Below are 24,329 nucleotides of genomic sequence, written 5' to 3' on the forward strand. Positions count from 1 at the left end.
AGCCTGAAGCCCATCCGAGCAGGCAATTCGGAACATCCGGAAGCCACAGAATCCATCGGAATACCAGGACAGAAAGAAGGAGGTGCGGCCATGGCAGCCGGCGCTCCCCGAGTCTTCGTGTCGCACCTCTCCGGTGTCGCCGTCTTCGACCCGAACGGCGACCAGGTGGGCCGCGTGCGCGACCTCGTAGCCATGCTCCGCGTGGGCCGGCGGCCCCCTCGGCTGCTGGGCCTCGTCGTCGAACTCTCCACCCGGCGCCGCATCTTCCTGCCGATGACCCGCGTCACCGGCATCGAGTCCGGTCAGGTCATCACGACCGGTGTGCTGAACGTCCGCCGCTTCGAGCAACGCCCCACCGAGCGGCTGGTGTTCGGCGAACTCATGGACCGGCGCGTCACCCTCGTCGAGACCGGCGAGGAGGTCAGCGTCCTCGACCTGTCGGTGCAGCATCTGCCGGCCCGCCGGGACTGGGAGATCGACCGGATCTTCGTACGGAAGGGCAGGACCGGCGGAGCCTTCAGGAGGGCCAAGGGCGAGACGCTGACCGTGGAGTGGTCCGCCGTCACCGGTTTCTCCCTGGAGGAGCAGGGACAGGGCGCGGAGAGCCTCCTGGCCACCTTCGAGCAGCTGCGCCCCGCCGACCTCGCCAACGTTCTGCACCACCTCTCCCCCAAGCGCCGGGCCGAGGTCGCCGCCGCCCTCGACGACGACCGCCTCGCCGACGTCCTCGAAGAACTCCCGGAGGACGACCAGATCGAGATCCTCGGCAAGCTGAAGGAGGAGCGCGCGGCGGACGTCCTGGAGGCGATGGACCCGGACGACGCGGCCGACCTCCTCTCCGAACTCCCCGAGGACGACAAGGAGCGCCTGCTGAACCTGATGCAGCCCTCCGAGGCAGCGGACGTACGCCGCCTGATGTCGTACGAGGAGCACACCGCGGGCGGCCTCATGACGACCGAGCCGATCGTCCTGCGGCCCGACGCGACCGTCGCCGACGCGCTCGCCCGGGTCCGCAGCGCCGACCTCTCGCCGGCCCTCGCCGCCCAGGTCTACGTCTGCCGCCCGCCCGACGACACCCCGACCGGCAAGTACCTCGGCACGGTCCACTTCCAGCGGCTGCTGCGCGACCCGCCGTACACCCTGGTCAGCGCGATCATCGACGACGACCTTCAGCCGCTGGACCCGGACGCGACGCTTCAGCTCATCGCCGGGTTCTTCGCGACGTACGACATGGTCGCGGCGCCCGTGGTCGACGAGACCGGGTCGCTGCTCGGCGCGGTGACGGTGGACGACGTGCTGGACCACATGCTGCCGGAGGACTGGCGGGAGACCGAGTTCCACCTCGACGAGGGCGTGGACGAGGGAGTGGACGAGCACGAGGCAGTGGCGACAGAGGCATCGGCAGAGGAATCGGCAGAGGCGGAGGAGGTGGCGGCTCATGACTCCTGAGCGCGAGACCACACGCGAGCGGACACCGGCGGGCGCGACCGCCACCACCCGGACCCGGGCCCGGCTCGACCAGCCGCGACCGCCCCGGCGCCGGTTCCTGCCCGAGTACGACCCGGAGGCCTTCGGGCGGCTGTCGGAGCGGATCGCGCGGTTCCTGGGCACCGGGCGGTTCATCGTCTGGATGACGGTCGTCATCATCGCCTGGGTGCTGTGGAACATCTTCGCGCCGCGGGACGTGCGGTTCGACAACTACCCGTTCATCTTCCTGACGTTGATGCTGTCGTTGCAGGCCTCGTACGCGGCCCCGCTGATCCTGCTCGCGCAGAACCGGCAGGACGACCGCGACAAGGTCAACCTGGAGCAGGACCGCAAGCAGAACGAGCGGTCGATCGCCGACACCGAGTACCTCACCCGCGAGATCGCCAGCCTGCGCATCGGCCTGGGCGAGGTCGCGACCCGGGACTGGATCCGCTCCGAACTCCAGGACCTGGTGAAAGAGCTCGAGGAACGCGCGGACGGTCACCACAGGCACGTCGTATTCCCGGCAGAACGGTCGCGCGGACGTGACGTAGACGACCGGTGACGGGCTTACCTGGGGCCCCGCGCGGCGCCGTACCATCGACCCTATGGCTACGGAAGACGCGGTGCGTGAAGCGCTGTCGACGGTGAACGACCCCGAGATCAACCGACCCATCACCGAGTTGGGGATGGTCAAGTCGGTGGAGATCGGTGCGGACGGAGCGGTCGCGGTCACCGTGTACCTGACGGTCTCCGGCTGTCCCATGCGCGAGACGATCACGCAGCGCGTGACGGAGGCGGTCCTGGGTGTCGAGGGCGTCACCGGTGTCGACGTCACCCTGGACGTGATGAGCGACGAGCAGCGCAAGGAACTCGCGACCGCCCTGCGCGGTGGCAAGACCGAGCGCGAGGTCCCCTTCGCGCAGCCCGGCTCCCTCACGCGCGTGTACGCGGTCGCCTCCGGCAAGGGCGGCGTCGGCAAGTCCTCGGTGACGGTGAACCTCGCGGCCGCGATGGCCGCCGACGGCCTGAAGGTCGGTGTCGTCGACGCCGACATCTACGGCCACAGCGTGCCGCGCATGCTCGGCGCGGACGGCCGTCCCACCCAGGTCGAGAACATGATCATGCCGCCGTCCGCGCACGGCGTGAAGGTCATCTCCATCGGCATGTTCACGCCGGGCAACGCGCCGGTGGTGTGGCGCGGCCCCATGCTGCACCGCGCGCTCCAGCAGTTCCTGGCGGACGTGTACTGGGGCGACCTGGACGTCCTGCTGCTCGACCTCCCGCCGGGCACGGGCGACATCGCGATCTCCGTCGCCCAGCTCGTCCCGAACGCCGAGATCCTGGTCGTGACGACCCCGCAGCAGGCGGCGGCCGAGGTCGCCGAGCGGGCCGGCTCCATCGCCGTACAGACCCACCAGAAGATCGTCGGCGTCGTCGAGAACATGGCGGGCCTGCCGTGCCCGCACTGCGGCGAGATGGTCGACGTCTTCGGCACGGGCGGCGGCCAGTCGGTGGCGGACGGCCTGACCCGCACGACGGGCGCCTCGGTCCCGGTGTTGGGCAGCATCCCGATCGACGTCCGCCTCCGCGAGGGCGGCGACGAGGGCAAACCGGTCGTCCTGACGGACCCTGACTCCCCGGCGGGCGCGGCACTGCGCGCGATCGCGGGGAAGCTCGGGGGCCGCCAGCGAGGCCTTTCGGGCATGTCCCTGGGGATCACCCCGAGGAACAAGTTCTAGGGATCTTCTTACGCGAATTCCCTCACCCGGACTCTTCTACGACGAGGGGGGCGCCGTCCCACCGGACGGCGCCCCCTCGTCGTAACCGCCGCTACTGGGCGTAGGTCGCGATGTCCTTGATCATGGCGAAGCCGAGCCCGTACGCGCTCATGCCCCTGCCGTACGCCCCCACGTGCACGCCCTCCTGAGTCGACCCGGCGAGGACCCAGCCGAACTCGGACTCGCGGTAGTGGAAGGGCGTCGGTACGCCGTCCACGGGGAGGGACAGGGTCGACCAGTCGTCGCCGGCGAGGTCGTCGGCCAGCACCCACGCGGTCTCGGTCTGCTGCTCCAGCCAGTCGTCGCGCAGGGTGTGGTCCATCTGGCCGGGCCAGGTGAAGGACAGCAGCCCCACACCGGCGAGCCATGCCGCCGAGGAGACCGAGGTCGCCTCCAGGAGGCCCGTGCCGTCGGCGGTGCGCCGGGCGGGATTGCCCGCGACGGTGACGACCACCGCGAACTTCTCCTTGTCCTCCGTGCCTTCGTTGCGTACGGAGGGCTCGTCGCCGTGCCCGATCGAGCCGTGTTCGACGGCTCCGTCCGCCGCCATGCCCACCTGCATCAGCCAGCGCGGTCCCGTGAAGGCCTCGTCGAGGCCGTACCACGGGAAGGGCGCCAGCAGGTAGCCGTCGACCGTGCGCCGGGCGGAGGGGAGTTGTTGTCCACCCTCCGCGGCCGGCGCCTGCGCGCCTACCCGACTCGTCGTCTCCATGCTCCGGACGCCTCCTCGTTCTCGTCGGACCGGGGCGGCCCGCCCCCCTTCGGGCGACTCGCCCGGTCCGCACAACAACTCGGCAGCATAGCCACCTCGTGCGAGGCAGCCCGGAAAGCGCCCGGCGCGCGAGGCGCACAGAGGCCGTGTTCAGGCCGTACGGGGGCGTGGAACGGGCTGGAGAGGTATGAAACGCGTCACGTAGGAGGCAGTGAGACGACTGTCCCCGTACGGCTCAGGTGGCGTCCGCGTCGAAGGGCGGACGGTCGTCCTTCTCGGGGTCCTCGGGCTTCTTGGTCATGTCGAGACGACCGCTCGAAGAGGGCGCGGAACTCGGGGTGTCCGCGCTCTGGACCGCCTCCGTGACCTCGGCCATCTCCTTCTTCAGGTCGAAGCCGTTGCGGATCTCCTTGAGCCCCAGTTCGTCGTTGTCCAGCTGCTTGCGCAGGAACGTCTTGGGGTTGAGGTCCTCGAAGTCGAAGTCCTTGAACTCCGGTCCCAGCTCCTCGCGGATGTCCGCCTTGGCGCTCTCCGAGAACTCTCGGATCTTCCGGATCGTCCGCATGACGTCCTGGATGACCTTCGGGAGCTTGTCCGGACCGAAGACGAGCACGGCGAGCACAATGATCGTCACCAGCTCGAGCGGTCCTATGTCATTGAACACCTGAAGCTCCTTGCGATGTCCTCGGTCCTCGGCCCTCGGTGGTCTGTGCGCGTCTTCCGTGGTCCGGGCCGGGTCCACGGTACCCGGCCATCCCACCCGACCGGTACTGTCCCGGGGGCTACGAGTGGGTGTACACGACCGGTTTTCCGGGTTGTTTGCCTAGTGGGAAGGGTCGCGGGGCTCTCACCTGTGACGTTTCTGTCAATCACCGGTCGATGAGCCGAGAACGAGCGACACGGTCATGTTCTTGCCGGCCCGCCGCAGGGTCAGCCGCAGCTGGTCGCCCGGCCGATGGGCACGCGTCCTGACAATGAGCTCGTCACCGGAGTGGACCCGCTCGCCGTCGACCTCGGTGATGACGTCGCCCGCCCTGAGCCCGGCCTTGGCACCGGGACCGCCCGCGGTGACGGCGGGCCCGTCACCGCTGCCCTTCGTGGCGACACGGGCACCGTCCCCGGCGTAGTCCATGTCGAGGGTGACGCCGATGACCGGGTGGGTCGCCTTCCCGGTGTTGATCAGCTCCTCGGCGACACGCTTGGCCTGGTTGACGGGAATGGCGAACCCGAGCCCGATGGACCCGGCCTGCCCACTCTCCGTCCCGTCCCCGTCCCCGGCCCCGTCATCGGCGGACCGGATGGCCGAGTTGACCCCGACCAGCCGCCCCTGCGCGTCGAGCAAGGGCCCACCGGAGTTGCCGGGATTGATGGGCGCGTCGGTCTGCAGGGCATCGACATACGACACATCGCTCCCGTCCGAGGCCTCACCGCCGGCCGTGATGGGCCGCTCCTTGGCGCTGATGATCCCGGAGGTCACGGTGTTGTCGAGATCGAAGGGCGCGCCGATCGCGACAACGGGGTCCCCCACCCGCACGTTGTCCGAGTTCCCGAGCGGCATCGGCTTCAGCCCCCGCACCCCGCGCACCTGCACGACGGCGAGGTCGTACCCGGTGTCGTGCCCGACGACCTTGGCCTTGACGGTCTGTCCTCCACTGAAACTGACGGATATCGTCCCGTCGCCGCCGGCGGGCTGGACGACATGGTTGTTGGTGAGGATGTGCCCCCGCGTGTCCAACACGATCCCGGTACCGGTCCCCGACTCCTCATCACCGCTCACATGCAGAGTCACCACACTGGGCAACGCCCGAGCCGCAATCCCGGCAACACTCCCAGGCGCCCGCCCACCGTCCTCTTTCCCGGCCTGCGGCAACACGACGTCCCCACCAACACCGTCCCGCTCCAGCCGCGCCCCTACGACCCCACCGACACCACCGGAGAGAAGAGCGAGGGCGACGGCAGACCCGACGAGGAGCTTCCGGGTGCGGGTGCGCTGCTGTTCGGGTGTGAGGGTCGGGGCGCCGGTCTGCTGGAGGGGGGCGGGAGAGGCCCAGGGGTCGTAGCGGTGCCAGGGGTTGGCGGGTTCGGTGGGAGTGGGGTCTTGGACGGGGGTGGGCTCGGTGGGCGCGAGCTCTTGAACGGAGATGGGTACGGGTGCCGGGTCTTGGGCGGGGGCGAGGTCCGGGGAGGGGGTGGGTGAAGAGTGCAGGACGGGGGCGAGGGCCTGGTCCGGCGCAGCATCCTCCGCCAAAACCGCACCCGGTACCGGATCACCCGTCGCGTCCGGCGCCGCAGGACCCCGTCCACGAGCCCACCACTTCGTCTCCGCGGGCCCCCGCTCCGGTGTCCCCTCGTTCATGGTCCCCCCACAACTGGCCGCGCCACCCCGTACTCCCCGGATTCAACCAGGTTCGCGGGCCGTGGCGCAGGGCCCGGTCAGTGGAGTGGGTGGGAGGGGGTCGAGGAGGTGGGAGTGGGGGACGAGGTGGTGTCGGGGGCCGGTGCGCGGAGCAGGCCGGGGGCCATGACCTCGGGGGCCGTGGACCACGACGTGAGGGCGACCGGCGGAGTCGCGTTGAGCGGGCGTATCAGGGGGGACATGACCGCCGCTCCGGCCATCACCGGCGCGGTGAGCGTGTGCATGACCTCGTCACCCCGGGCGACCGCTGGCGACGGCACTCCGGGCAGGAGCGGTGCGGAGACCGAGGTCGGCGGTACCGCGGTGTCGCCGAGCATCGACCGCTGGCTCGTGCCCTGGGCGAGCAGGGGGCCGACCGCACGGCGCCGCCCCGCGTCGGAGGCCGCCGCCGCGCCCGTGCCCTGCGTACGCGCCGGTGTCACACCCGTACCGCCCCGCGCTTCCGCGGCCGTGTCGCCCGGAGCGACCGTGGCCACCCCGCCCAGCGCGATCGCGGCCAGCGACACCGCCCCGGCGGCGACGAACGCGAACCGCATCCCGCGCGAGGCGGAGCGGTCGGTGTCGTGCCGGCTGACGTCATGGATACGGAAGCCTTCACGGGCGGCCCGGGACGTGGACCGGGACGAAGACTGAGCCTGGGCCGAAGGCGTCAGGGCCCTGGCGACGTGCGGGGCCGCGGGGACGTAGCCGAACTCGAACGCGTCGAGCGGGCCGTCTCTTTTGACGCCGAAGACACCGATCCCGGCGGCGAAGAGTCCCCCGCCGGGCGGCTCCTCGCCGTCCGTGTCGCCGCCTCCCCCGGGAAGCCCCTGGAGACGGGCCAGGAAGCTCTCGGAGGGGGGCGGTGGGGCCATTTCCGCGAACACGTTCTTCAGTCGGCGCTGCGCGTCGGCCTCGGCCTTGCACTTCGTGCAGGTGGCCAGGTGCGCCAGTACGCGCTCGCGCGACTCATGACCGAGCTCCCCGTCCACCAGGGCGGAAAGTCGGTCTCCCAGATGCTGCTCCGCAGGCGTAGGACGTGATCCACTCACGCGGTCGCGCCCCCTCCCCCCAGCGCGGGCACACGCGCCACGAAGGAACGGCGCTCGGCCCGTGCTTCCGGCGAGCGGTGCGCGAGGGCCTTGCGGAGCTGGGAGCGGCCGCGGTGGATCCGGGAACGGACCGTACCGAGCTTGACGCCCAGGGTCGCGGCGATCTCCTCGTACGAGAGACCCTCGATGTCGCACAGGACGACCGCCGCCCGAAACTCCGGGGCGAGGGTGTCCAGGGCCTGCTGGACGTCCGCGTCGAAGTGCGCGTCGTTGAAGACCTGCTGGGGTGACGGCTCGCGGCTGGGCAGGCGCTCGGCCGCGTCCTCCCCCAGCGCGTCGAAACGGATGCGCTGCTTGCGGCGGACCATGTCCAGGAAGAGGTTGGTGGTGATGCGGTGCAGCCAGCCCTCGAAGGTGCCGGGCGTGTACGTCGACAGCGAACGGAAGACCCGGACGAAGACCTCTTGTGTGAGGTCCTCGGCGTCGTGCTGGTTCCCCGTCAGGCGGTACGCGAGCCGGTACACACGGCCGCTGTGGGTGCTGACGATCTCCTCCCAGGTGGGCGGAGTCCACGCCTGCCCGTCCGCGTCGGTGGAGAAGGTCGCGGTCTGGGCATGGTCAGCGGCGTGGCTGTGGTCAGCAGCGGTGTCGTTCACGGATTTCGGCCTGCCCGCCGATCCGAGAAAGCGCCGGAGCACTCCTCCCCGATCCACAGGTACAGCCGCACCTCCCCTGTCGGCTCTGGTGGTGTCCAGTGGAGCCCCTACCATAGCCACCTCGCCCGTTAGCTCCGGATAAGCGGTTTTACGAGAATTTGATACACGCTCATACCGACCTGGCGGTGGTGCGAGCCGATGCCCGTGCCCCTGCTCGGGCCGCTGTCCGACGTACTGATCCATCCTCATCCCCCGCTCTTCCCTCCGGCCGCGTCCCCCAGTGCATTCCTCCCCCTCTAAACGCCCGGTCCCATCAGCAGGTTCCCGGCACCAACGGATACAGTCACGCCCAGGCAACCACGGGGACAGGAGAGGGTCATTACCGGCAACCGGCAGACGAGCTGGGCGTTCGCCGACGCCTATGTCGCCGAGGACGAAGCACTGCGCTGGGCCCGTGACCGGGCCCGCGAGGCAGGGCTGCGCTCGGTGTCGCCCGGCACGGGCGCCGCGCTGCGGATGCTCGCCGCCACCGTGGACGCGAAGGCGGTGGCGGAGATCGGCACCGGGACCGGCGTCTCCGGAATGCATCTTCTGTACGGCATGCGGCCGGACGGGGTACTGACCACCGTCGACCCCGAGCCGGACCACCAGCAGTTCGCCCGCCAGGCCTTCCGCGCCTGCGGCTTCGCCAGCAACCGGGCCCGCTTCATCCCGGGCCGCGCCCTGGACGTGCTGCCCCGGCTCGCGGACGCCGGCTACGACCTGGTGTTCTGCGACGGCGACCGCCTGGAATTCCTGGACTATCTCGCTGAATCGTTGCGCCTGCTGCGTACGGGTGGCCTGGTGGTCTTCGAGGGCGTCTTCGCCAACGGCCGCACCGTCGACTCGAGCCCCCAGCCCACCGAAGTCCTCCGGCTGCGGGAACTGCTGCGCGCCGTGCGCGAGAGCCCGGACCTGGTGCCGTCGCTGCTCCCGGTGGGCGACGGCCTGCTGTGCGCCGTCAAACGGTAGACAGGCCCCAACCGGCGGTCGGGCCACGGGACTTCGGGACAGAACCCACAAGACTTCGGGACAGGACTCCGGGAAAACAGCTGCCCCGGCACCGTCTCGGGTGCCGGGGCAGCTGAAGGGGTATGGTCGCGTTCCGCCGCGTCAGCCGACGACCTTCTTGAGGGCGTCGCCCAGCGCGTCGGCCTCGTCAGGGGTCAGCTCGACGACGAGCCGCCCGCCGCCTTCGAGCGGAACGCGCATGACGATGCCCCGCCCCTCCTTGGTCACCTCGAGCGGGCCATCGCCCGTCCGCGGCTTCATGGCCGCCATGCTCGTTCCCCTTCCTGAAACCAGCTCATCGTCGCCGACGGCCCCATGGAGGGCACGCGCGGCCCCTAATGAGACACGCGTCACCGGCATCGAACACATTGCTTCCAAGCCATTATCCCGCATCTCAGGACCCGATGACCAACATCAGTCGGCATCGCTTGGGCAACGCGCGCGAGCAAAACCACTCAATTCGCCGATGTGACTGCGATACTTCGCCGCCGCGCCGACCCCGGCCGCCCCGATCCGGCCCTGAATTCTTTGACGCAGGTCACACGTCCGGTCCGGTGCGTGGACGGTGATCTCCGCCATGCTGTCCTACGGACGTACGGCGTACCGACCGGTACGCCGGAGCCGCGACACCCGAGGGGATACGCCATGGCCGACACCGTGCTCTACGAGGTGAGCGACGGACTCGCGACGATCACGCTGAACCGCCCCGAGGCGATGAACGCGCTGAACATCGCGACCAAGGTCGCCCTCCGGGAGGCGGTCCAGTCCGCGGCGGACGACGACGCCGTACGGGCCGTGCTGCTGACCGCGGCCGGGGAGCGGGCGTTCTGCGTGGGCCAGGACCTCAAGGAGCACATCACGCTGCTCGCCTCCGACCGGGAGGCCGGGACCGGGGCCACGATGACCACGGTGAAGGAGCACTACAACCCCATCGTGCGGGCGCTGGCCGGCATGGCGAAGCCCGTGGTCGCCGGGGTCAACGGAGTCGCCGCGGGCGCCGGTTTCGGGCTCGCCCTGGCCGCGGACTACCGGGTCGTGGCGGACACGGCCGGCTTCAACACGTCCTTCGCGGGAGTCGCCCTGACCGCGGACTCCGGCATCTCCTGGACGCTGCCCCGGGTCGTCGGTCCGGGCCGCGCGTCCGACCTGCTGCTGTTCCCGCGGACGATCACGGCGCAGGACGCGTACGACCTGGGGATCGCCAACCGGCTCGTCCCCGTCGGCGAGTTGCACGCCGAGGCGGAGAAGGTCGCTCGGCAGCTGGCGGATGGCCCGACGGTGGCTTACGCGGCGCTGAAGGAGGCGGTGGCGTACGGCCTGACGCACACCCTTGAGGAGACCCTTCAGAAAGAAGACGAACTTCAATCTCGGGCGGGCGCGTCGGAGGACCACGCGATCGCTGTGCAGGCTTTCGTCAACAAGGAGAAGCCGAAGTATCTGGGTCGATAGCGCCGTCGGGGGCCGCGGGACCGTTGTGGCTGGTCGCGCCCACGCGGCGGAGCCGCACATCGATACAGCCCCGCGCCCCTAACCGGCGCTTCTCGCCACGCAGGCTTCCAAGTGGTCGTCGACCAACCCGCACGCCTGCATCAGTGCGTACGCCGTCGTCGGGCCGACGAACTTCAGGCCCCGCTTCTTCAGTGCCTTGGACAGGGTCGTCGACTCGGCCGTGACCGCCGGGACGTCTCCGAGGGTCCTCGGGGCCGGGCCCGGGGTCGGGGCGTGGGACCAGATGAACTCGTCGAGCTCGCCCGGGGCCCAATCCGCCAGCACGCGCGCGTTGGCGATCGTCGCGTCGATCTTGAGGCGGTTGCGGATGATGCCGGCGTCGGCGAGGAGACGTTCGCGGTCGGTGTCCGTGAAGGCGGCGACCTTGGAGATCTGGAAGCCGTCGAACGCGGCCCGGAAGCCCTCGCGGCGGCGCAGGATCGTGATCCAGGAGAGACCGGACTGGAAGGCCTCCAGGCTGAGCCGCTCGTACAGGGCGTCATCGCCGTGGACGGGGCGGCCCCACTCCTCGTCGTGGTACGCGACGTAGTCCTCCGTGGACAGCGCCCAGGGGCAGCGCAGAGCGCCGTCCGGACCGGCGACGGCCCCGCCGTCGCTCACTGCTGGTCGCCTTCCAGCGGCTTCCGCATGGAGACGTGGGCGGTGGCCTGCGCGCCCGCCAGCGCGGACTCCAGGTCCGCGATCCGGGCGTCGCGCTCGGCGAGTTCGGCGGCGAGGCGGCTCAGTACGTCGTCCACCTCGTCCATGCGGTAGCCCCGCGCGGCGAGCGGGAAGCGCAGCGTCTCGATGTCGGCGTGGTTCACCGGCCGGTCCTGGGGCAGCGGGTCGTCGAGGCGCTCGGGCGCCGCGTCGGGCAGCGGGGCGCTGTCGCCGCCGCCGATCACCGAGAGGGTCACGGCGCCGACCACGACGGCGAGCCCGACGACCAGGAACAGGAACATGAACATCTCTGAGGTCTCCACGGGCGTCGATGTCGGACGTGCCGAAGCCGAATGTGTCAGGGTCCGATCGTGCCATGCGACGCTGACAGTTAGGGTCACAGGCGGCTGAAGACCGGTACGCACTAGGAGAGGTCACAGGGGATGCTCAGGCTGGGCAGGCGTGAATTCGACACGCACGAGCCGGTGATCATGGCGATCGTGAACCGGACCCCGGACTCCTTCTACGACCAGGGGGCCACGTTCCGCGACGAGCCCGCCCTCGCGCGCGTGGAGCAGGCGGTCGCCGAGGGCGCCGCGATCATCGACATCGGCGGGGTCAAGGCCGGCCCCGGCGAGGAGGTGACCGCCGCCGAGGAGGCACGGCGCACGGTCGGCTTCGTGGCCGAGGTGCGGCGGCGCTTCCCGGACGTGATCATCAGCGTCGACACCTGGCGGCACGAGGTCGGCGAGGCGGTCTGCGAGGCCGGAGCGGATCTCCTGAACGACGCGTGGGGCGGCGTGGACCCCCGGCTCGCGGAGGTTGCCGCGCGGTACGGCGTGGGACTGGTGTGCACGCACGCGGGGGGCGCGGAGCCACGCACACGGCCGCACCGGGTGACGTACGACGACGTCATGGCCGACATCCTGCGCGTGACCATGGGCCTCGCCGAACGGGCCGTAGAGCTGGGCGTGCCCAGGGAGTCGGTGTTGATCGATCCCGGGCACGACTTCGGGAAGAACACGCGGCACAGTCTGGAGGCGACCCGGCGGCTCGGCGAGATGGTCGAGACGGGGTGGCCCGTGCTGGTGTCGCTGTCCAACAAGGACTTCGTGGGCGAGACCCTCGACAAGCCGGTCAAGGAGCGGGTTGTGGGGACGCTCGCGACCACCGCCGTGTCGGCGTGGCTGGGTGCGCAGGTGTATCGGGTGCACGAGGTCGCGGAGACGCGGCAGGTGTTGGACATGGTGGCGTCGATCGCCGGGCATCGGCCGCCGGCGGTGGGGAGGCGGGGGCTGGCGTAGGCCCGCGGCGGAGCCGCTGATGAATGCAGCGCCCCCGCCGCCCCTACCCGTCCCATCCCTGGGGGCTGCGCCCCCAGACCCCCGCTTCGGCCTGGACGGCCTCGTCCTCAAACGCCGGACGGGCTGACTTCTACCGGCCGGCTTCCTTCGAGACCAGCGCGACCGCCTCGTCCACGTCGTCCGTCACGTGGAACAGCAGCAGGTCCTTCTCCGACGCCTTGCCCTGGGCGATCAGCGTGTTCTTCAGCCAGTCGACCAGGCCGCCCCAGTACTCGCTTCCGAAGAGGACGATCGGGAAGCGGGTGACCTTCTGGGTCTGTACGAGGGTGAGGGCCTCGAAGAGTTCGTCGAGGGTGCCGAGGCCGCCGGGCAGGACCACGAAGCCCTGGGCGTACTTGACGAACATCATCTTGCGGACGAAGAAGTAGCGGAAGTTCAGCCCGATGTCGACGTAGGCGTTGAGCCCCTGCTCGAAGGGCAGCTCGATGCCGAGGCCGACGGAGATGCCCTTGGCCTCCAGGGCGCCCTTGTTGGCCGCCTCCATGGCCCCGGGGCCGCCGCCGGTGATCACGGCCCACCCGGCCTCCACGAGGGCGTGTCCGAGCCGTACGCCCGCCTCGTACTCCGGTGAGTCCGGCTTGGTGCGGGCCGAGCCGAACACGCTGATCGCGGGCGGCAGTTCGGCCAGGGTGCCGAAGCCCTCGATGAACTCCGACTGGATCCGCAGGACGCGCCACGGATCGGTGTGGACCCAGTCCGAGGGTCCGCCCGCGTCCAGGAGGCGCTGGTCGGTCGTGCTCGCGGTCACCTGATCGCGCCGCCGGAGGACCGGTCCCAGGCGCTGCTCCTCCGGTGGCTGCTGCTTGCCCTCCGGGTTGCCTGTAGCCATGTGCGCTCCCTCCACTTGCAGGTGTTTCGTACCTCAGCGTAGGTCTACGCGGGTTACGGAGGGGGGACATACGGATGTCAGGCGGTGAGCCAGTCCCGCAGTCGCCGCTCCGCCTCGGGGATGAGAGCCGCCTCGACCCTCTCGTCCACCTTGTGGGCGAGGAGTTGGGCACCTGGGCCGTAGTTCACCGCGGGGACACCGAGCGCGCTGAAGCGGGCCACGTCGGTCCAGCCGAACTTGGGGCGGGCCTCGCCGCCCACGGCCGCCATGAAGGCCGCCGCGGCCGGGTGGGTCAGGCCGGGGCGGGCCCCTCCTGTGTGGTCGTCGACGACGAACTCGTCGACCCCGCAGTCCGCGAAGTAGTCCCGTACGAAGGCCTCGGCCTCCTCCTCGCTACGGTCGGGCGCGTAGCGGAAGTTGACGACCAGGGTGCACGCGTCGGGGATGACGTTGGTGGCCACTCCCCCTTCGACACGCACCGCGTTGAGGCCCTCGTGGAACTGGAGGCCGTCCACGACGGGTGTGCGGGGCTCGTACGCGGCGAGCTTGGCCAGCGCGTGCGAGGCCGCGTGGATCGCGTTGGAGCCCATCCACGCGCGCGCGGAGTGCGCTCGTTCACCCTTGAACTTCAGGAACACCCTGAGCGTGCCCTGGCAGCCGCCCTCGACCTGGCCGTCCGTCGGCTCCAGGAGGACCGCGAAGTCGCCCTCCAGCCAGTCGGGACGGACTTCGGAGACGTGCTTGAGGCCGTTGAGATGGGCGGCGACCTCCTCGTTGTCGTAGAAGACGAAGGTGAGGTCGCGTTTGGGGGCCGGAACCGTTGCGGCGATGCGGAGTTGGACCGCGACGCCGGACTTCATGTCGCAGGTGCCGCAGCCCCACAGGACGCCGTTCTCGTCGAGGCGCGAGGGGACGTTGTCGGCGATCGGGACCGTGTCGATGTGGCCCGCCAGGACGACGCGTTCCGGACGCCCGAGGCTGGTCCGCGCGACGACGTTGTTGCCGTACCGGTCGACCGTCAGGTGCGGCAGGGTGCGCAGCGCGGTCTCGATCGCGTCCGCGAGGGGCTTCTCGCTGCCGCTCTCCGAGGGGAAGTCGACGAGCTGCGCGGTGAGCCGTGCGGCGTCCAGCGTGAGGTCAAGTGCGGTGTCGGGCATGGCGTCGACCCTAACGCGAAGGGCCTCTCCACCGTTTGTCCACACCCGGCGCAGCGGTAACAGGAGCCTCCGCTACCTTGTGGGGATGCTGCAGTCCCCCACCCCCAAGAAGCGTCGACGCGGCCGCCTCTTCCGGTTCGCGTCGGCCCTCGTGGTGCTGCTCGCGGTCGCGGGCTATCTGCTCGTCCAGTACGTCACCGGCGGCCGGGGCGGGCCCGGTTGCAAGGTGGTCTCCGGCAAGGACGACGGCCAGGCGTACGAGTTCTCCCAGGAGCAGACGATGAACGCGGCGACGATCGCCGCCGTCGGCACCGGGCGCGGGATGCCGGAGCGGGCCGTGACGATCGCCCTCGCGACCGCCCTCCAGGAGTCGCAGCTCGTCAACATCCAGCACGGCGACCTGGATTCGCTCGGCCTGTTCCAGCAGCGGCCCTCGCAGGGCTGGGGCACCAAGAAGGAGATCCTGGACCCGACGTACGCGGCGGGCGTCTTCTACGAGCACCTGTCCAAGGTGGACGACTACCAGAAGCTCCCCCTCACGGTCGCCGCGCAGCGCGTGCAGCGCAGCGGTTACCCGGAGGCGTACGCCAAGCACGAGCCCGAGGCCACGCTGCTGTCCGCCGCCCTCACCGGGCAGGCGGCCGCCACGCTGACCTGTCAGGGCCTCCCGGACACGACCCAGGCCGACACCGGCCCGGACGCCGTACGGGCCGCGCTGGTACGGGACTTCGGGCGCACGGTGTTGAAGGAGACCGGTGCGGAGGTGACCGGAGGCGGCTCGGCATCGAAGGACAAGTCCACGGCGAAGGCCAAGTCCACGCCGACGCCCAGTGCGAGCGCGACCGGCGGGAGCAGCACCGTGACCCTGCCGGTGCGGTCCGGCAGCACGACAACCGGATGGCAGCTCGCGCACTGGGCGGTGGCCAACTCCTCGGTGCTGCACATCGAGCGCGTGTCGTACGCCGGCCGTGAGTGGGCCGCCGGCAGCGCGGACGACCCGTGGCACTCGTCCGCCACGGAGGCCTCCGGCGGGGTGCGCATAGTGACCGAGCGGCAGGGCGCGGAGAAGTAGCCGGGCAGTCGTACGGGTCCTCACCCGTAGGGGTCATGCCCGGTCGATGCGGGGCTGGGGGTGCGCAGGTCTTCGGGCCGTCACCCCCACATGCGCCGAAACCCTTGAGAACAAAGGGCTGTACGCATTCGGCAGACTTTCGGACCGGGCGCTCTTTGTCCGTTTTTATCCGTAGCTGATAATGCGACGCATTGCCAACTCTTTACGTTGCCGCTCCGCAACCTTCGCGTGCTTCGAGCGGTAGTCACTGCGTCCGAGCCCGGAGATCAACACAAGGAGCATCATGTCCCTCCCCCTGACCCGCCGGATCGCCCGTGCCGCGCTGCTCGTCGCAGCGGGAGCGGCAGCCGGGGTCGGTGCGGCCGGCTCCGCCAGTGCGGCCCCCTCCCTGCCGGCCACCCCGAACCTGGGCGCGCTGACCGCCCTGGACGGGGCAAGCGTCGGCAACACGGTCGACGGCGCGAGCCAGAACGTCACGGGGGTCGCCGGCAAGTCCGGTGGCCAGACGCTGGAGAAGGCGGTGCCGGCCGCGGGCAAGACCGGCGGGAAGGTTGCCAAGACCGTGGCTCCGGCCGCGCAGCATGTTGCCGGGGACACCGCGGGGCAGGCCGGAGGCCTGCTCGGTGACACGGCCAAGACGGCGACTGCGGGTGGTGGGTTGCCGACTGACGCGGTGACCAAGGGTGGGTTGCCCACGGCCCAGGAGCTGCCGTTGAAGGGGCTGCCGCTCGGCTAGTTCGGCCGCGTTTTAGTGCACCTGCGTTGAAGGGGTCCAGGGAGTTCCCTGGACCCCTTGCCGCGTCGTTCTGCGGCTTACGCCGGTGGGGGCTTGTCGCGCCGTTCCCCGCGCCCCCGGGGGGTTTCAGCTGAGCCTGTTTACAGCTGCCCTTACTCGCTCATCCGTCGCCGTCAGGGCCACTCGTACGAAGTGTTCGCCCGCCTCGCCGTAGAAGTCGCCCGGTGCCACCAGGATGCCCAGGTCGGCCAGGTGGGCGACCGTCTTCCAGCAGGACTCGTCCCTCGTTGCCCACAAGTACAGGCTGGCCTCGCTGTGTTCGATGCGGAAGCCGTGGGCGACGAGGGCCTCGCGCAGGGCGGTGCGGCGGGTCAGGTAGCGCTCGCGCTGTTCCTGGACGTGGGTGTCGTCGCCGAGGGCCGCGATCACCGCTGCCTGGGTCGGGGACGAGGTCATCATGCCGCCGTGCTTGCGGATCTCCAGGAGCGGGGCGAGGACCGCCGGGTCGCCGGCGAGGAAGGCCGCGCGGTAACCGGCGAGGTTCGAGCGCTTGGAGAGGGAGTGGACGGCGACGATCCCGTCGTAGGAACCGCCGTTGACGTCCGGGTGGAGGACCGAGACCGGGTCGGCATCCCAGCCCAGTTCGAGGTAGCACTCGTCGGAGAAGACGAGGATGCCGTGCTCGCGGGCCCAGGCGACGATCCGGGTCAGCTCGTCCTTCGGGAGGACCTTGCCGGTGGGGTTCGACGGGGAGTTGAGCCAGAGGAGCTTCAGTCCCTCGGGGTTCAGCTGTGTCGGGTCGTCGTAGGTCTCGTACTCGGCGCGGGCCAGGCGGGCGCCGACCTCGTACGTCGGGTACGCGAGGCGCGGGTAGGCCACACGGTCGCCCGGGCCGAGGCCCAGGTGGGTGGGGAGCCAGGCGACGAGTTCCTTGGAGCCGACGATCGGCAGGACGTGGCGGTGGGTCACCTCACGGGCGCCGAGGCGGCGCTCCACCCAGCCGGTGATCGCGTCACGCAGTGCCGGTGTGCCCCAGACCGTCGGATAGCCGGGCGAGTCGGCCGCGGCGATCAGCGCTTTCTGGATCAGGTCGGGAACCGGGTCGACCGGGGTGCCGACGGACAGGTCGACGATGCCGCCCGGGTGCGCTGCGGCCGTCTTCTTGTACGGCTCCAGCTTGTCCCAGGGGAAGGTGGGCAGGCGGTCGGTGACTGCGGACACGATGACTGGCTCACTTTCTGGTGCGTGCGCCCCGTACAAGCGCGCCGCGCAGCCGTCGTACGGCAAACGCCTCGGCCCCGTAGGGCGCTGATCGGGCGTGATCAGGCCGTACGGGACCGAGGCGGCGCGTCTGTGCGGGCCGCTCTTACTGGTTCTGCGGCGGCAGCGCGGCGACGAAGGGGTGGTCGCGCTCGATCAGGCCCAGCTTGCTGGCGCCGCCGGGGGAGCCGAGCTCGTCGAAGAACTCGACGTTGGCCTTGTAGTAGTCCTTCCACTCCTCGGGAGTGTCGTCCTCGTAGAAGATCGCCTCGACCGGGCACACCGGCTCACAGGCTCCGCAGTCGACGCATTCGTCCGGGTGGATGTACAAGGACCGGGAGCCCTCGTAAATGCAGTCGACCGGGCACTCCTCGATGCACGCCTTGTCCTTGACGTCGACACAAGGCTGCGCGATGACGTAGGTCACGCTGTCGTTCCTCCTCGATAGGGCGCTGGCGGGCCTCCGTAGGCTCCGCCGCCAGGCGCGCTGGAGCGCGGCGTCGTCCATGCCCGCACCTAGTATCTCCGTTCCGGGGCGTGATCCATACAGGAGGGGTGAACTGACCTGTGGAAATCTCTGCGGCTGGACGTCTTGAGGTCCGGATCACCGCTGCTGACGTGGGCAAACGGGTGTCCGTCAGGCGCTTGACAGGTGCTGAAGACACGACGGAGAAGTTCACCGACACGGTGGGTGTTCTCACATCATGGGACAGCGGTGTGCTGACGATCACACGGAAGGGTGGCGAGTCCGTCCGTATTTCGGAATCCTCGCTGGTCGCGGGCAAGATCGTCCCGGCCGCTCCGGCCCGCCGCCGGGGACCGTCCGCCACCTACCGGGAGTTGGCCCAGGTCTCCGCGCGCGCGTGGCGGCCGGTGGAGAGCGAGCGGCTCGGCGAGTGGGAGCTGCGCGCCGCCGCCGGATACACCCGGCGCGCCAACTCCGTGCTGCCGCTCGGCGATCCCGCCCTGCCCCTGGACGAGGCCCTGACCGCCGTACGACGGTGGTACGGCGACCGGGGCCTGCCCGCGTACGTCCAGACCGCGACCGGCGGCGAGGGCACGCAGGAGTTGCTCTGCGCCGAGCTCGAACAGCGCGGCTGGACCCGCGAGGTCACGGCCGAGCTGTGGATCGGGGCCCTGGCACCCCTCGCCGACCGAGCCGACACCGACACGTCCGGGGTCGCGCTGTCCAGGGCCGCCGACGAGGCGTGGCTGGCCCGCTACCAGCGCAAGGGGGTGAGCGACGTGGCCCTGAAGGTGCTGGGGAGCGGACCCTCGGTGTGGTTCGCGACCGTGCCCGGAGAGAACGCGGATTCGGCTCCCGCCGCGATCGGGCGGTGTGTCGTCGACGGACGGTGGGCCGGTTTCGGCGCGGTCGAGGTCGATCCCGCGCTACGGCGGCGGGGGCTGGGCTCGCTCGTCATGGCCGCGCTGGCCTCGCGGGCGCTGGACGAGGGGGCGTCGGCCGCGTGGTTGCAGGTCGAGGCGGACAACGCGGGGGCGCGGGCGCTGTACTCCGGGATGGGGTTCTCGGCGCATCACGCCTACCACCACTATCGCGACGGTTCGTCGTGAAGGGGTTCGAGTTCGCCATGCCGGGCCCCTGTCCGCCGCCGCCTGAACGGGCCGCTGAGGTACGTCGGTTGTTCGCCGAGGAGGCTCGGGCCGAGCGGCCCGATCTCGCGACGCTGTGTCTGCTCGTGGGGGCGGCGGCGGACGGGGCGTTGGACGACGCGGGCATCGACTCGGCGCAGATCGAACTGGACCGGCTGGCAGGGCAGTTGCCCTTCCGGCCCGGCGCGCCGCTCGCCTGGGCCGACGCACTGCGTCAACTCCTGGGCGTGCGGTTCGAGTTCCGCGGTACGCCCGGCGACTATCAGCGGCTGGAGTCCTCGTTGCTGCACGAAGTACTGCGGCGGCGGCGCGGGTTGCCGATCCTGCTGTCCGTGGTGTGGATGGAGGTCGCTCGGCGGGCGGGGGCGCCGGTGTACGGGGTCGCGTTGCCGGGGCACTTCGTGGTGGGGTTCGGGGCGGCTGAGGAGCAGGTACTCGCCGATCCCTTTGATGGCGGGCGGGTGTTGGCGGGCGGTGACGCGGAGGTGTTGGTGGCGGGGGCGACCGGGGCCTCGCTGGAACCCGGGATGCTTGTGCCTGCGGCGCCTCTGGAGGTGGTGTCTCGCGTCCTGAACAACATCCGGGCGTGGGCTGCGGCTCGGCCTGAGCGGTCGGATGTTGCCCTGTGGGCCGTTGAGTTGGCGTTGCTGCTGCCTTCGCATCCTGCGCGGTTGCGGTATGAGCGGGCTCAACTGCTTGTGCAGCGCGGGGATTTCCTCACCGGGGCGGATGAACTGGAGGCGTATGCGGAGGTGGTGGCTGTGGTGGATGCGCCCGCGGCCGATCAGGTGCGGGGGCAGGCTCATTCGGCTCGGGCGATGTTGAACTGACTTTCGCCTATTCGCCGTTGGAGGTTTGGCCGTCTTGCGTCTGATGGCGCGTTGGGGCTGGTCGCGCAGTTCCCCGCGCCCCTGGGTGGGCTGCCCTGACCCGTGCTCTACAGCCAGCCCTTCTCCCTTGCGATCCGTACCGCTTCCGCCCTGTTCCGTACCGCCAGTTTCTGGATCGCCGTCGACAGGTAGTTGCGGACCGTGCCCTGGGACAGATGAAGGGCCGTGGCCAGCTCCGCGTTCGTGGAACCGTCCGCCGCCGCCCGCAGCACCTCTCGCTCGCGGTCGGTCAAAGGGTTGGCGCCCTCTGCCAGGGCCGCTGCCGCGAGGGTGGGGTCGATGACCCTCTCCCCTGCCAGTACTTTCCTTACCGCTTGGGCCAGTTGGGCCGCCGGGGCGTCCTTCACCAGGAAGGCGTCGGCGCCCGCCTCCATCGCGCTGCGGAGGTAGCCGGGGCGGCCGAAGGTCGTGAGGACGACCAGCTTCACCTCGGGGAGCGCCTTGTGGAGTTGGGCCGCTGCCTCGATGCCCGTGCAGCCCGGCATCTCGATGTCGAGGAGGGCCACGTCCACGTCGTGCTGCCGTACCGCCGCCAACACCTCGTCGCCGCGTGCCACTTGGGCGACGACCTCGATGTCGTCCTCCAGGCCGAGCAGTGCGGCCAGTGCCTCGCGGACCATCGACTGGTCCTCGGCGAGGAGGACCTTGATCGTACGGCTCATGCGGGCGATCCTACGTCCGTCACGGCGACCGGAGTTGCGGCGGGCACCCGTGCGACCAGCCGGAAGCCGCGTTTAAGGCGGGTCGCCTCCAGGGAGCCGCCGGCCTTCTCCAGGCGCTCGGTGAGGCCGGTCAGTCCGTTGCCGGGGGCCTTGCCTGAGCCGCCCGAGCCGTTGTCCTCCACGGAGAGTTCGAGCATCGGGCCGTCCAGCGTCTGGCGCCGGACCAGTTCCACGACGCAGCGCTGGGCGCCGCTGTGCCGTACGACGTTCGTGATCGCCTCGCGCAGGGCCCAGGCCAGGGCCGACTCGCTCTCCTCGGACACGGCCGTCAGGTCCGGTTCCGCGGGGAGGTCCGCGATGACTCCCGCCGCCGTCAACGCGACCTGTGCGCCCGCCAGTTCGCCGGCCAGGCGGGGGCGGCGGTAGCCGGTGACCGCCTCGCGGACGTCCACCAGGGCCTGGCGGCTGACCTGTTCGATGTCGGCGACCTGCTGGGCCGCCTTGTCGGGGTGGCCGGGGAGCATCCGGCCGGCCAGTTCGCTCTTCAGGGTGATCAGGGAGAGGGAGTGGCCGAGGAGGTCGTGCAGGTCGCGGGCCAGGCGCAAGCGCTCCTCGTTGGCGGCCAGTTGGGCGACCGTGGCGCGGGCCTTGCGCAACTCGACCGTCGTGCGCACCAGTTGCCGTACTCCTGTCATGGAGTAGCCCACCAGCAGCACGATCAGGAACAGGCCCCAGGCGTCGTCCAGGTCGTCGACGAACCATCCCGCCAGCATCATCGCGGCCGTGGTCAGCGGGATCGTCCAGTAGGCGGCGCTCAGAGGGAGGGTGACCCCGCAGGAGACGGAGACGTACACGAAGAGGCCGAGCCAGGAGTGGCCGAGAGAGACTGTCAGGGCTACCGCCAGTACCCACAGGACGGCGACCAGGGCGGCGACGGTCCAGCCGGAGTAGGGGCGGCCCATGGTGCGGAAGACGACGGCCAGGTAGGTCCCGGTGAAGGCCACCAGGCCCACCCAGCCGGCCGTCGTGGCCGCGGTGGTGTGGTGGCCGCCTGTCAGGTCCTGCACGGGTGCGCCGAGGAAGACCAGCCAGGGCAGGATCCACACCAGCTTGCGCAGCACCTCGCCCCGGTTGCGGGGCGGCTGCCCGATCCGCACCAGCCGCTCCGCCCGGGCCTCCTCGTCGGACCGCAGGTCTTCGGTCATCGCGCTCACGCCTTCAGCGTGTCCTTCCGGTACAGCCACGCCGCCCCGCCCGCGAACAGGACGAAGTAGACGACGAGGAGGGTGACGTCCTTGGCGTGGGGCGACTGGCTCTGCTCGATCGCCTGCCCCAGCGCAGCGTACGCGTGCGTGGGCAGCCACTTCGCGATGTCCTGCAGCCAGTCGGGGAACGTCGTGGCGGGCATCCACAGGCCGCCCAGCATCGACAGTCCGAAGTACGTGATCATCGTGATCGGCCGGACCGCGTCCCCGCTCGCCATGTACCCGATGGCCACCCCGAGCGCGGCGAAGACCAGGCTGCCGGCCCAGATCGCGCCGGTCAGCGCGACCCACTGCCAGGCGTCCAGCCGTACGTCCTTCACGGTCGCGGCGACGATGAAGACGACGATGATGGAAGGCAGGCTGACCACGGCGGCGCTGGCCGTCTTCGCGATCACATAGCCGCGCCCCGGCAGCGTGGTGAGCCTCAACTGCCGTACCCAGCCGCTCTCCCGCTCCTTCGCGATGCGCTCGCTGTTGCCCATCAGGACGGCGGTCAGGGCGCCGAAGGAGGCCATCGAGACCATCATGTAGGTGGCGACCGTGAGGCCAGTGCCGTCGATCTTGTCGGTGCCGCCGGCGCTGCCCGCGATCAGCAGGAACAGGGCCGAGGGGTAGATCACCGAGAAGAACAGGAACTTGCGGTTGCGCAGGGCGCGGGTGAGTTCCAGCTTGATCAGGCTGTTCATGACTGCTTGGCCTCCTCGGCGGCGGTGATGGCGACGAAGGCCTGCTCCAGGCCGAGCCCGGCGACTTCGAGGTTGCGGGGGTAGACGCCGAGGCCGTAGAGCGCGTGGACGGTCGCGTCGGCGTCGGTGGACTGGATGCGGATGGTCTGGCCGGAGATGTCGATCGAGGTCAGGAACGGGAGGGAGCGCAGTGAGGTCTCGTCGATCTCGCCCTCCAGGTCGAAGGCGACCTTGCGTGCGCCCGCCTTCGCCTTGATCTCGGCGGCGGTGCCGTCCGCGAGGAGCCGGCCGCGGTGCAGGACCAGCACGCGGTCCGCGATGGCGTCGGCCTCTTCGAGGTAGTGGGTGGCGAAGAGGACCGTACGGCCCTGGTCGGCCTGTTCGCGCATGGTGGCCCAGAAGGCCTGCCGGGCGGTGACGTCCATGCCGGTGGTCGGCTCGTCGAGGACGATCAGGTCGCTGTCGCCGGCGGTCGCGAGGGCGAAGCGGACGCGCTGGGCCTGGCCGCCGGAGAGCTTGTTGACCTTGCGGTCGGCGATCTGGGCGATGCCCGCGCGGGCGATCACGTCGGCGGCCTTGTACGGCTTCGGGTGCAAGTCGCAGGCCAGCCTGACCAGTTCACCGACGGTGACCTCGTCCATCAGCCCGCCACTTTGCAGCATCGCGCCCACCCGCCCGGCGACGATGGCCTCACGCGGGCTGGTCCCGAAGACCTCGACCTTGCCGGTGTCGGCCTGCTTGAGACCGAGCAGCAGATCGAGGGTGGTCGACTTGCCGGCCCCGTTCGGCCCCAGCAGGGCCACCGTCTCCCCCGGGTGCAGCACGAGCGACAGCCCGTCCACGGCCCGTACGTCGCCGTAGCTCTTGCCCACCTGATCGAACCCGACCACCGGGGTGGCCGTCGCGGCTGTTGTCGTCATGGCATCCATCGTGGCCGCCGGGACCGGGGCCGCGGCAGTGTCGGCGGTCCTGAGTGGCGGATGACAGATGTCATGCGGAGCGGATGACGGAAAGCCGGTCGGCCTCCACAAGCCGGCCGGCCCCCGCCTCCGGGTCGGGGAGGTGGGGGCCGGTCGGAGGAATGTCCGTCACGTGGTGCCGGTCACGTGTTGCCCGTCACGAGAAACTTGTGTCCGTTGTATTCGAGCCAGATATCAATGGCCTTGTGGTCGGTGAAATTCTTCGAGCAGTAGACCCACTTACCGAAACCGGCTTTGTTGACGCACTTTCCCTTGCGGTTTCCCGTGAGCCAGTACCCGGTGACGGACTTGTGGTCGTTCTTCTCGTCCCGCACGTAAATGCCGTCGTCGCCCCGGTCGAAGCAGACGCGCCCGCTCGGGCTGCCGATCGCGCAGGCATCGCCCCGCTGATTGAAATAGCCGAGCTCGTCCGGGTCGTAGGCGGTTTCGATCCCGGTGTTGACCTCCCAGGAGGCCGCCGAGGCGGATCCCGTGAACACACCGAGAATCCCGATGGCGACCGCGGCTGAAACCATGGGCACGGCAAGACGACGCCGCATACTTCCCCCTTGCA

The 24,329-nt window shown here is 70.3% G+C and carries 28 protein-coding genes; 10 read left to right on the forward strand and 18 right to left on the reverse strand.

What is annotated here, in order from left to right; all coding sequences use genetic code 11:
- Positions 1 to 90: 90 nt before the first annotated feature.
- From OG714_RS18795 to OG714_RS18805, 3 genes are read left to right on the forward strand one after another with little or no spacing between them, the layout of a single operon-like run.
- A complete protein-coding gene (locus OG714_RS18795; protein ID WP_406122404.1) occupies positions 91 to 1,449 on the forward strand; it encodes a magnesium transporter MgtE N-terminal domain-containing protein in 1,359 nt (452 codons plus the stop codon).
- Positions 1,439 to 2,032, forward strand: coding sequence for a DUF1003 domain-containing protein (locus tag OG714_RS18800; protein WP_406122406.1), 594 nt, complete (start codon positions 1,439 to 1,441; stop codon positions 2,030 to 2,032). The genes OG714_RS18795 and OG714_RS18800 overlap by 11 nt, the downstream gene beginning before the upstream one ends.
- A gap of 43 nt (positions 2,033 to 2,075) precedes the next feature.
- Complete coding sequence (locus tag OG714_RS18805) at positions 2,076 to 3,209, forward strand: Mrp/NBP35 family ATP-binding protein (protein ID WP_329256892.1); 1,134 nt, start codon at positions 2,076 to 2,078, stop codon at positions 3,207 to 3,209.
- A gap of 91 nt (positions 3,210 to 3,300) precedes the next feature.
- Here OG714_RS18805 and OG714_RS18810 read toward each other — a convergent pair whose 3' ends face one another.
- The 5 genes from OG714_RS18810 to sigE all read right to left on the reverse strand — a co-directional run bounded on the left by OG714_RS18810 (position 3,301) and on the right by sigE (position 8,105).
- Complete coding sequence (locus OG714_RS18810; protein ID WP_406122408.1) at positions 3,301 to 3,960, reverse strand: hypothetical protein; 660 nt, start codon at positions 3,958 to 3,960, stop codon at positions 3,301 to 3,303.
- Positions 3,961 to 4,195: 235 nt separating this feature from the next.
- Positions 4,196 to 4,624, reverse strand: a complete 429-nt coding sequence (locus tag OG714_RS18815; protein ID WP_406122410.1) for a sec-independent translocase — start codon at positions 4,622 to 4,624, stop codon at positions 4,196 to 4,198.
- Positions 4,625 to 4,825: 201 nt separating this feature from the next.
- Positions 4,826 to 6,208: a trypsin-like peptidase domain-containing protein gene (locus tag OG714_RS18820; RefSeq protein WP_406122412.1), complete on the reverse strand. Its 1,383-nt coding sequence runs from the start codon at positions 6,206 to 6,208 to the stop codon at positions 4,826 to 4,828.
- A 185-nt stretch (positions 6,209 to 6,393) separates the two neighbouring features.
- Complete coding sequence (locus tag OG714_RS18825; protein ID WP_406122414.1) at positions 6,394 to 7,407, reverse strand: anti-sigma factor family protein; 1,014 nt, start codon at positions 7,405 to 7,407, stop codon at positions 6,394 to 6,396.
- A complete protein-coding gene (gene sigE, locus OG714_RS18830) occupies positions 7,404 to 8,105 on the reverse strand; it encodes an RNA polymerase sigma factor SigE (RefSeq protein ID WP_019072074.1) in 702 nt (233 codons plus the stop codon). The genes OG714_RS18825 and sigE overlap by 4 nt, the downstream gene beginning before the upstream one ends.
- A 270-nt stretch (positions 8,106 to 8,375) precedes the next feature.
- Between sigE and OG714_RS18835 the strand changes: the two genes are divergently transcribed.
- Positions 8,376 to 9,074, forward strand: a complete 699-nt coding sequence (locus OG714_RS18835; RefSeq protein WP_200686647.1) for an O-methyltransferase — start codon at positions 8,376 to 8,378, stop codon at positions 9,072 to 9,074.
- 141 nt (positions 9,075 to 9,215) lie between these two features.
- On the opposite strand, the gene OG714_RS18840 is transcribed toward OG714_RS18835, so the two are convergent.
- Together OG714_RS18840 and OG714_RS18845 are read right to left on the reverse strand one after the other, a co-directional pair.
- Complete coding sequence (locus tag OG714_RS18840; RefSeq protein WP_003966491.1) at positions 9,216 to 9,383, reverse strand: DUF3117 domain-containing protein; 168 nt, start codon at positions 9,381 to 9,383, stop codon at positions 9,216 to 9,218.
- Positions 9,384 to 9,527: 144 nt separating this feature from the next.
- Positions 9,528 to 9,692 (reverse strand): hypothetical protein, encoded by a 165-nt coding sequence (locus tag OG714_RS18845; RefSeq protein ID WP_406122416.1) that lies wholly within the window; start codon positions 9,690 to 9,692, stop codon positions 9,528 to 9,530.
- 66 nt (positions 9,693 to 9,758) lie between these two features.
- On the opposite strand from OG714_RS18845, the gene OG714_RS18850 reads away from it, so the two are divergent.
- On the forward strand, positions 9,759 to 10,562 hold the full coding sequence (locus OG714_RS18850) for an enoyl-CoA hydratase/isomerase family protein (protein WP_406122418.1): 804 nt from the start codon (positions 9,759 to 9,761) through the stop codon (positions 10,560 to 10,562).
- A 78-nt stretch (positions 10,563 to 10,640) separates the two neighbouring features.
- Here OG714_RS18850 and OG714_RS18855 read toward each other — a convergent pair whose 3' ends face one another.
- Complete coding sequence (locus OG714_RS18855; RefSeq protein WP_406122420.1) at positions 10,641 to 11,222, reverse strand: DNA-3-methyladenine glycosylase I; 582 nt, start codon at positions 11,220 to 11,222, stop codon at positions 10,641 to 10,643.
- The gene (locus OG714_RS18860) at positions 11,219 to 11,569 is read right to left on the reverse strand and encodes a DivIVA domain-containing protein (RefSeq protein WP_406131868.1); all 351 of its coding nucleotides are present in this window, start codon (positions 11,567 to 11,569) and stop codon (positions 11,219 to 11,221) included. The genes OG714_RS18855 and OG714_RS18860 overlap by 4 nt, the downstream gene beginning before the upstream one ends.
- A 135-nt stretch (positions 11,570 to 11,704) precedes the next feature.
- Between OG714_RS18860 and folP the strand changes: the two genes are divergently transcribed.
- The gene (folP, locus tag OG714_RS18865) at positions 11,705 to 12,565 is read left to right on the forward strand and encodes a dihydropteroate synthase (protein ID WP_406122422.1); all 861 of its coding nucleotides are present in this window, start codon (positions 11,705 to 11,707) and stop codon (positions 12,563 to 12,565) included.
- Between the two features lie 130 nt (positions 12,566 to 12,695).
- On the opposite strand, the gene OG714_RS18870 is transcribed toward folP, so the two are convergent.
- Both OG714_RS18870 and dapE read right to left on the reverse strand, forming a co-directional pair.
- Entirely contained in the window at positions 12,696 to 13,454 is a 759-nt protein-coding gene (locus OG714_RS18870; RefSeq protein WP_019058183.1) for a TIGR00730 family Rossman fold protein, read from the reverse strand.
- Between the two features lie 77 nt (positions 13,455 to 13,531).
- The gene (gene dapE / locus OG714_RS18875) at positions 13,532 to 14,611 is read right to left on the reverse strand and encodes a succinyl-diaminopimelate desuccinylase (protein WP_406122425.1); all 1,080 of its coding nucleotides are present in this window, start codon (positions 14,609 to 14,611) and stop codon (positions 13,532 to 13,534) included.
- Between the two features lie 85 nt (positions 14,612 to 14,696).
- Between dapE and OG714_RS18880 the strand changes: the two genes are divergently transcribed.
- The gene (locus OG714_RS18880; RefSeq protein WP_406122427.1) at positions 14,697 to 15,683 is read left to right on the forward strand and encodes a heavy metal transporter; all 987 of its coding nucleotides are present in this window, start codon (positions 14,697 to 14,699) and stop codon (positions 15,681 to 15,683) included.
- Positions 15,684 to 15,966: 283 nt separating this feature from the next.
- Positions 15,967 to 16,419, forward strand: a complete 453-nt coding sequence (locus OG714_RS18885) for a hypothetical protein (RefSeq protein ID WP_019072065.1) — start codon at positions 15,967 to 15,969, stop codon at positions 16,417 to 16,419.
- Between the two features lie 126 nt (positions 16,420 to 16,545).
- On the opposite strand, the gene OG714_RS18890 is transcribed toward OG714_RS18885, so the two are convergent.
- Both OG714_RS18890 and fdxA read right to left on the reverse strand, forming a co-directional pair.
- Positions 16,546 to 17,640, reverse strand: a complete 1,095-nt coding sequence (locus tag OG714_RS18890; protein WP_406122429.1) for a bifunctional succinyldiaminopimelate transaminase/glutamate-prephenate aminotransferase — start codon at positions 17,638 to 17,640, stop codon at positions 16,546 to 16,548.
- 145 nt (positions 17,641 to 17,785) lie between these two features.
- Entirely contained in the window at positions 17,786 to 18,106 is a 321-nt protein-coding gene (gene fdxA, locus OG714_RS18895; protein WP_019058397.1) for a ferredoxin, read from the reverse strand.
- Between the two features lie 140 nt (positions 18,107 to 18,246).
- Here fdxA and OG714_RS18900 point away from each other — a divergent pair, with 140 nt between their 5' ends.
- Positions 18,247 to 19,254 (forward strand): GNAT family N-acetyltransferase, encoded by a 1,008-nt coding sequence (locus tag OG714_RS18900; RefSeq protein ID WP_406122432.1) that lies wholly within the window; start codon positions 18,247 to 18,249, stop codon positions 19,252 to 19,254.
- A 17-nt stretch (positions 19,255 to 19,271) separates the two neighbouring features.
- Positions 19,272 to 20,123 (forward strand): transglutaminase-like domain-containing protein, encoded by an 852-nt coding sequence (locus OG714_RS18905; RefSeq protein ID WP_406122434.1) that lies wholly within the window; start codon positions 19,272 to 19,274, stop codon positions 20,121 to 20,123.
- A 107-nt stretch (positions 20,124 to 20,230) separates the two neighbouring features.
- Here OG714_RS18905 and OG714_RS18910 read toward each other — a convergent pair whose 3' ends face one another.
- The 5 genes from OG714_RS18910 to OG714_RS18930 form a co-directional block, all read right to left on the reverse strand.
- Positions 20,231 to 20,845, reverse strand: coding sequence for a response regulator (locus tag OG714_RS18910; RefSeq protein ID WP_406122436.1), 615 nt, complete (start codon positions 20,843 to 20,845; stop codon positions 20,231 to 20,233).
- Positions 20,842 to 22,050, reverse strand: coding sequence for a sensor histidine kinase (locus OG714_RS18915; protein WP_406131869.1), 1,209 nt, complete (start codon positions 22,048 to 22,050; stop codon positions 20,842 to 20,844). The genes OG714_RS18910 and OG714_RS18915 overlap by 4 nt, the downstream gene beginning before the upstream one ends.
- 5 nt (positions 22,051 to 22,055) lie before the next feature.
- A complete protein-coding gene (locus OG714_RS18920) occupies positions 22,056 to 22,796 on the reverse strand; it encodes an ABC transporter permease (RefSeq protein WP_406122438.1) in 741 nt (246 codons plus the stop codon).
- Positions 22,793 to 23,716: an ABC transporter ATP-binding protein gene (locus OG714_RS18925; protein WP_406122441.1), complete on the reverse strand. Its 924-nt coding sequence runs from the start codon at positions 23,714 to 23,716 to the stop codon at positions 22,793 to 22,795. The genes OG714_RS18920 and OG714_RS18925 overlap by 4 nt, the downstream gene beginning before the upstream one ends.
- Positions 23,717 to 23,898: 182 nt before the next feature.
- Positions 23,899 to 24,315, reverse strand: a complete 417-nt coding sequence (locus OG714_RS18930) for a hypothetical protein (RefSeq protein WP_406122443.1) — start codon at positions 24,313 to 24,315, stop codon at positions 23,899 to 23,901.
- Positions 24,316 to 24,329 lie beyond the last annotated feature (14 nt).

Source organism: Streptomyces sp. NBC_00989 (assembly GCF_045162655.1).
Taxonomy (GTDB): Bacteria; Actinomycetota; Actinomycetes; order Streptomycetales; family Streptomycetaceae; genus Streptomyces.

Coding starts and splice junctions, on each gene's coding strand:
- OG714_RS18840 (WP_003966491.1), bottom strand. CDS start 9,383: ATGGCGGCCATGAAGCCGCGGACGGGCGATGGCCCGCTCGAGGTGACC.
- OG714_RS18795 (WP_406122404.1), top strand. CDS start 91: ATGGCAGCCGGCGCTCCCCGAGTCTTCGTGTCGCACCTCTCCGGTGTC.
- OG714_RS18905 (WP_406122434.1), top strand. CDS start 19,272: ATGCCGGGCCCCTGTCCGCCGCCGCCTGAACGGGCCGCTGAGGTACGT.
- OG714_RS18870 (WP_019058183.1), bottom strand. CDS start 13,454: ATGGCTACAGGCAACCCGGAGGGCAAGCAGCAGCCACCGGAGGAGCAG.
- OG714_RS18915 (WP_406131869.1), bottom strand. CDS start 22,050: ATGACCGAAGACCTGCGGTCCGACGAGGAGGCCCGGGCGGAGCGGCTG.
- OG714_RS18845 (WP_406122416.1), bottom strand. CDS start 9,692: ATGGCGGAGATCACCGTCCACGCACCGGACCGGACGTGTGACCTGCGT.
- folP (WP_406122422.1), top strand. CDS start 11,705: ATGCTCAGGCTGGGCAGGCGTGAATTCGACACGCACGAGCCGGTGATC.
- OG714_RS18805 (WP_329256892.1), top strand. CDS start 2,076: ATGGCTACGGAAGACGCGGTGCGTGAAGCGCTGTCGACGGTGAACGAC.
- OG714_RS18885 (WP_019072065.1), top strand. CDS start 15,967: ATGTCCCTCCCCCTGACCCGCCGGATCGCCCGTGCCGCGCTGCTCGTC.
- OG714_RS18860 (WP_406131868.1), bottom strand. CDS start 11,569: ATGTTCATGTTCCTGTTCCTGGTCGTCGGGCTCGCCGTCGTGGTCGGC.
- OG714_RS18930 (WP_406122443.1), bottom strand. CDS start 24,315: ATGCGGCGTCGTCTTGCCGTGCCCATGGTTTCAGCCGCGGTCGCCATC.
- OG714_RS18800 (WP_406122406.1), top strand. CDS start 1,439: ATGACTCCTGAGCGCGAGACCACACGCGAGCGGACACCGGCGGGCGCG.
- OG714_RS18880 (WP_406122427.1), top strand. CDS start 14,697: ATGCTGCAGTCCCCCACCCCCAAGAAGCGTCGACGCGGCCGCCTCTTC.
- dapE (WP_406122425.1), bottom strand. CDS start 14,611: ATGCCCGACACCGCACTTGACCTCACGCTGGACGCCGCACGGCTCACC.
- OG714_RS18850 (WP_406122418.1), top strand. CDS start 9,759: ATGGCCGACACCGTGCTCTACGAGGTGAGCGACGGACTCGCGACGATC.
- OG714_RS18925 (WP_406122441.1), bottom strand. CDS start 23,716: ATGACGACAACAGCCGCGACGGCCACCCCGGTGGTCGGGTTCGATCAG.
- OG714_RS18910 (WP_406122436.1), bottom strand. CDS start 20,845: ATGAGCCGTACGATCAAGGTCCTCCTCGCCGAGGACCAGTCGATGGTC.
- OG714_RS18920 (WP_406122438.1), bottom strand. CDS start 22,796: ATGAACAGCCTGATCAAGCTGGAACTCACCCGCGCCCTGCGCAACCGC.
- OG714_RS18810 (WP_406122408.1), bottom strand. CDS start 3,960: ATGGAGACGACGAGTCGGGTAGGCGCGCAGGCGCCGGCCGCGGAGGGT.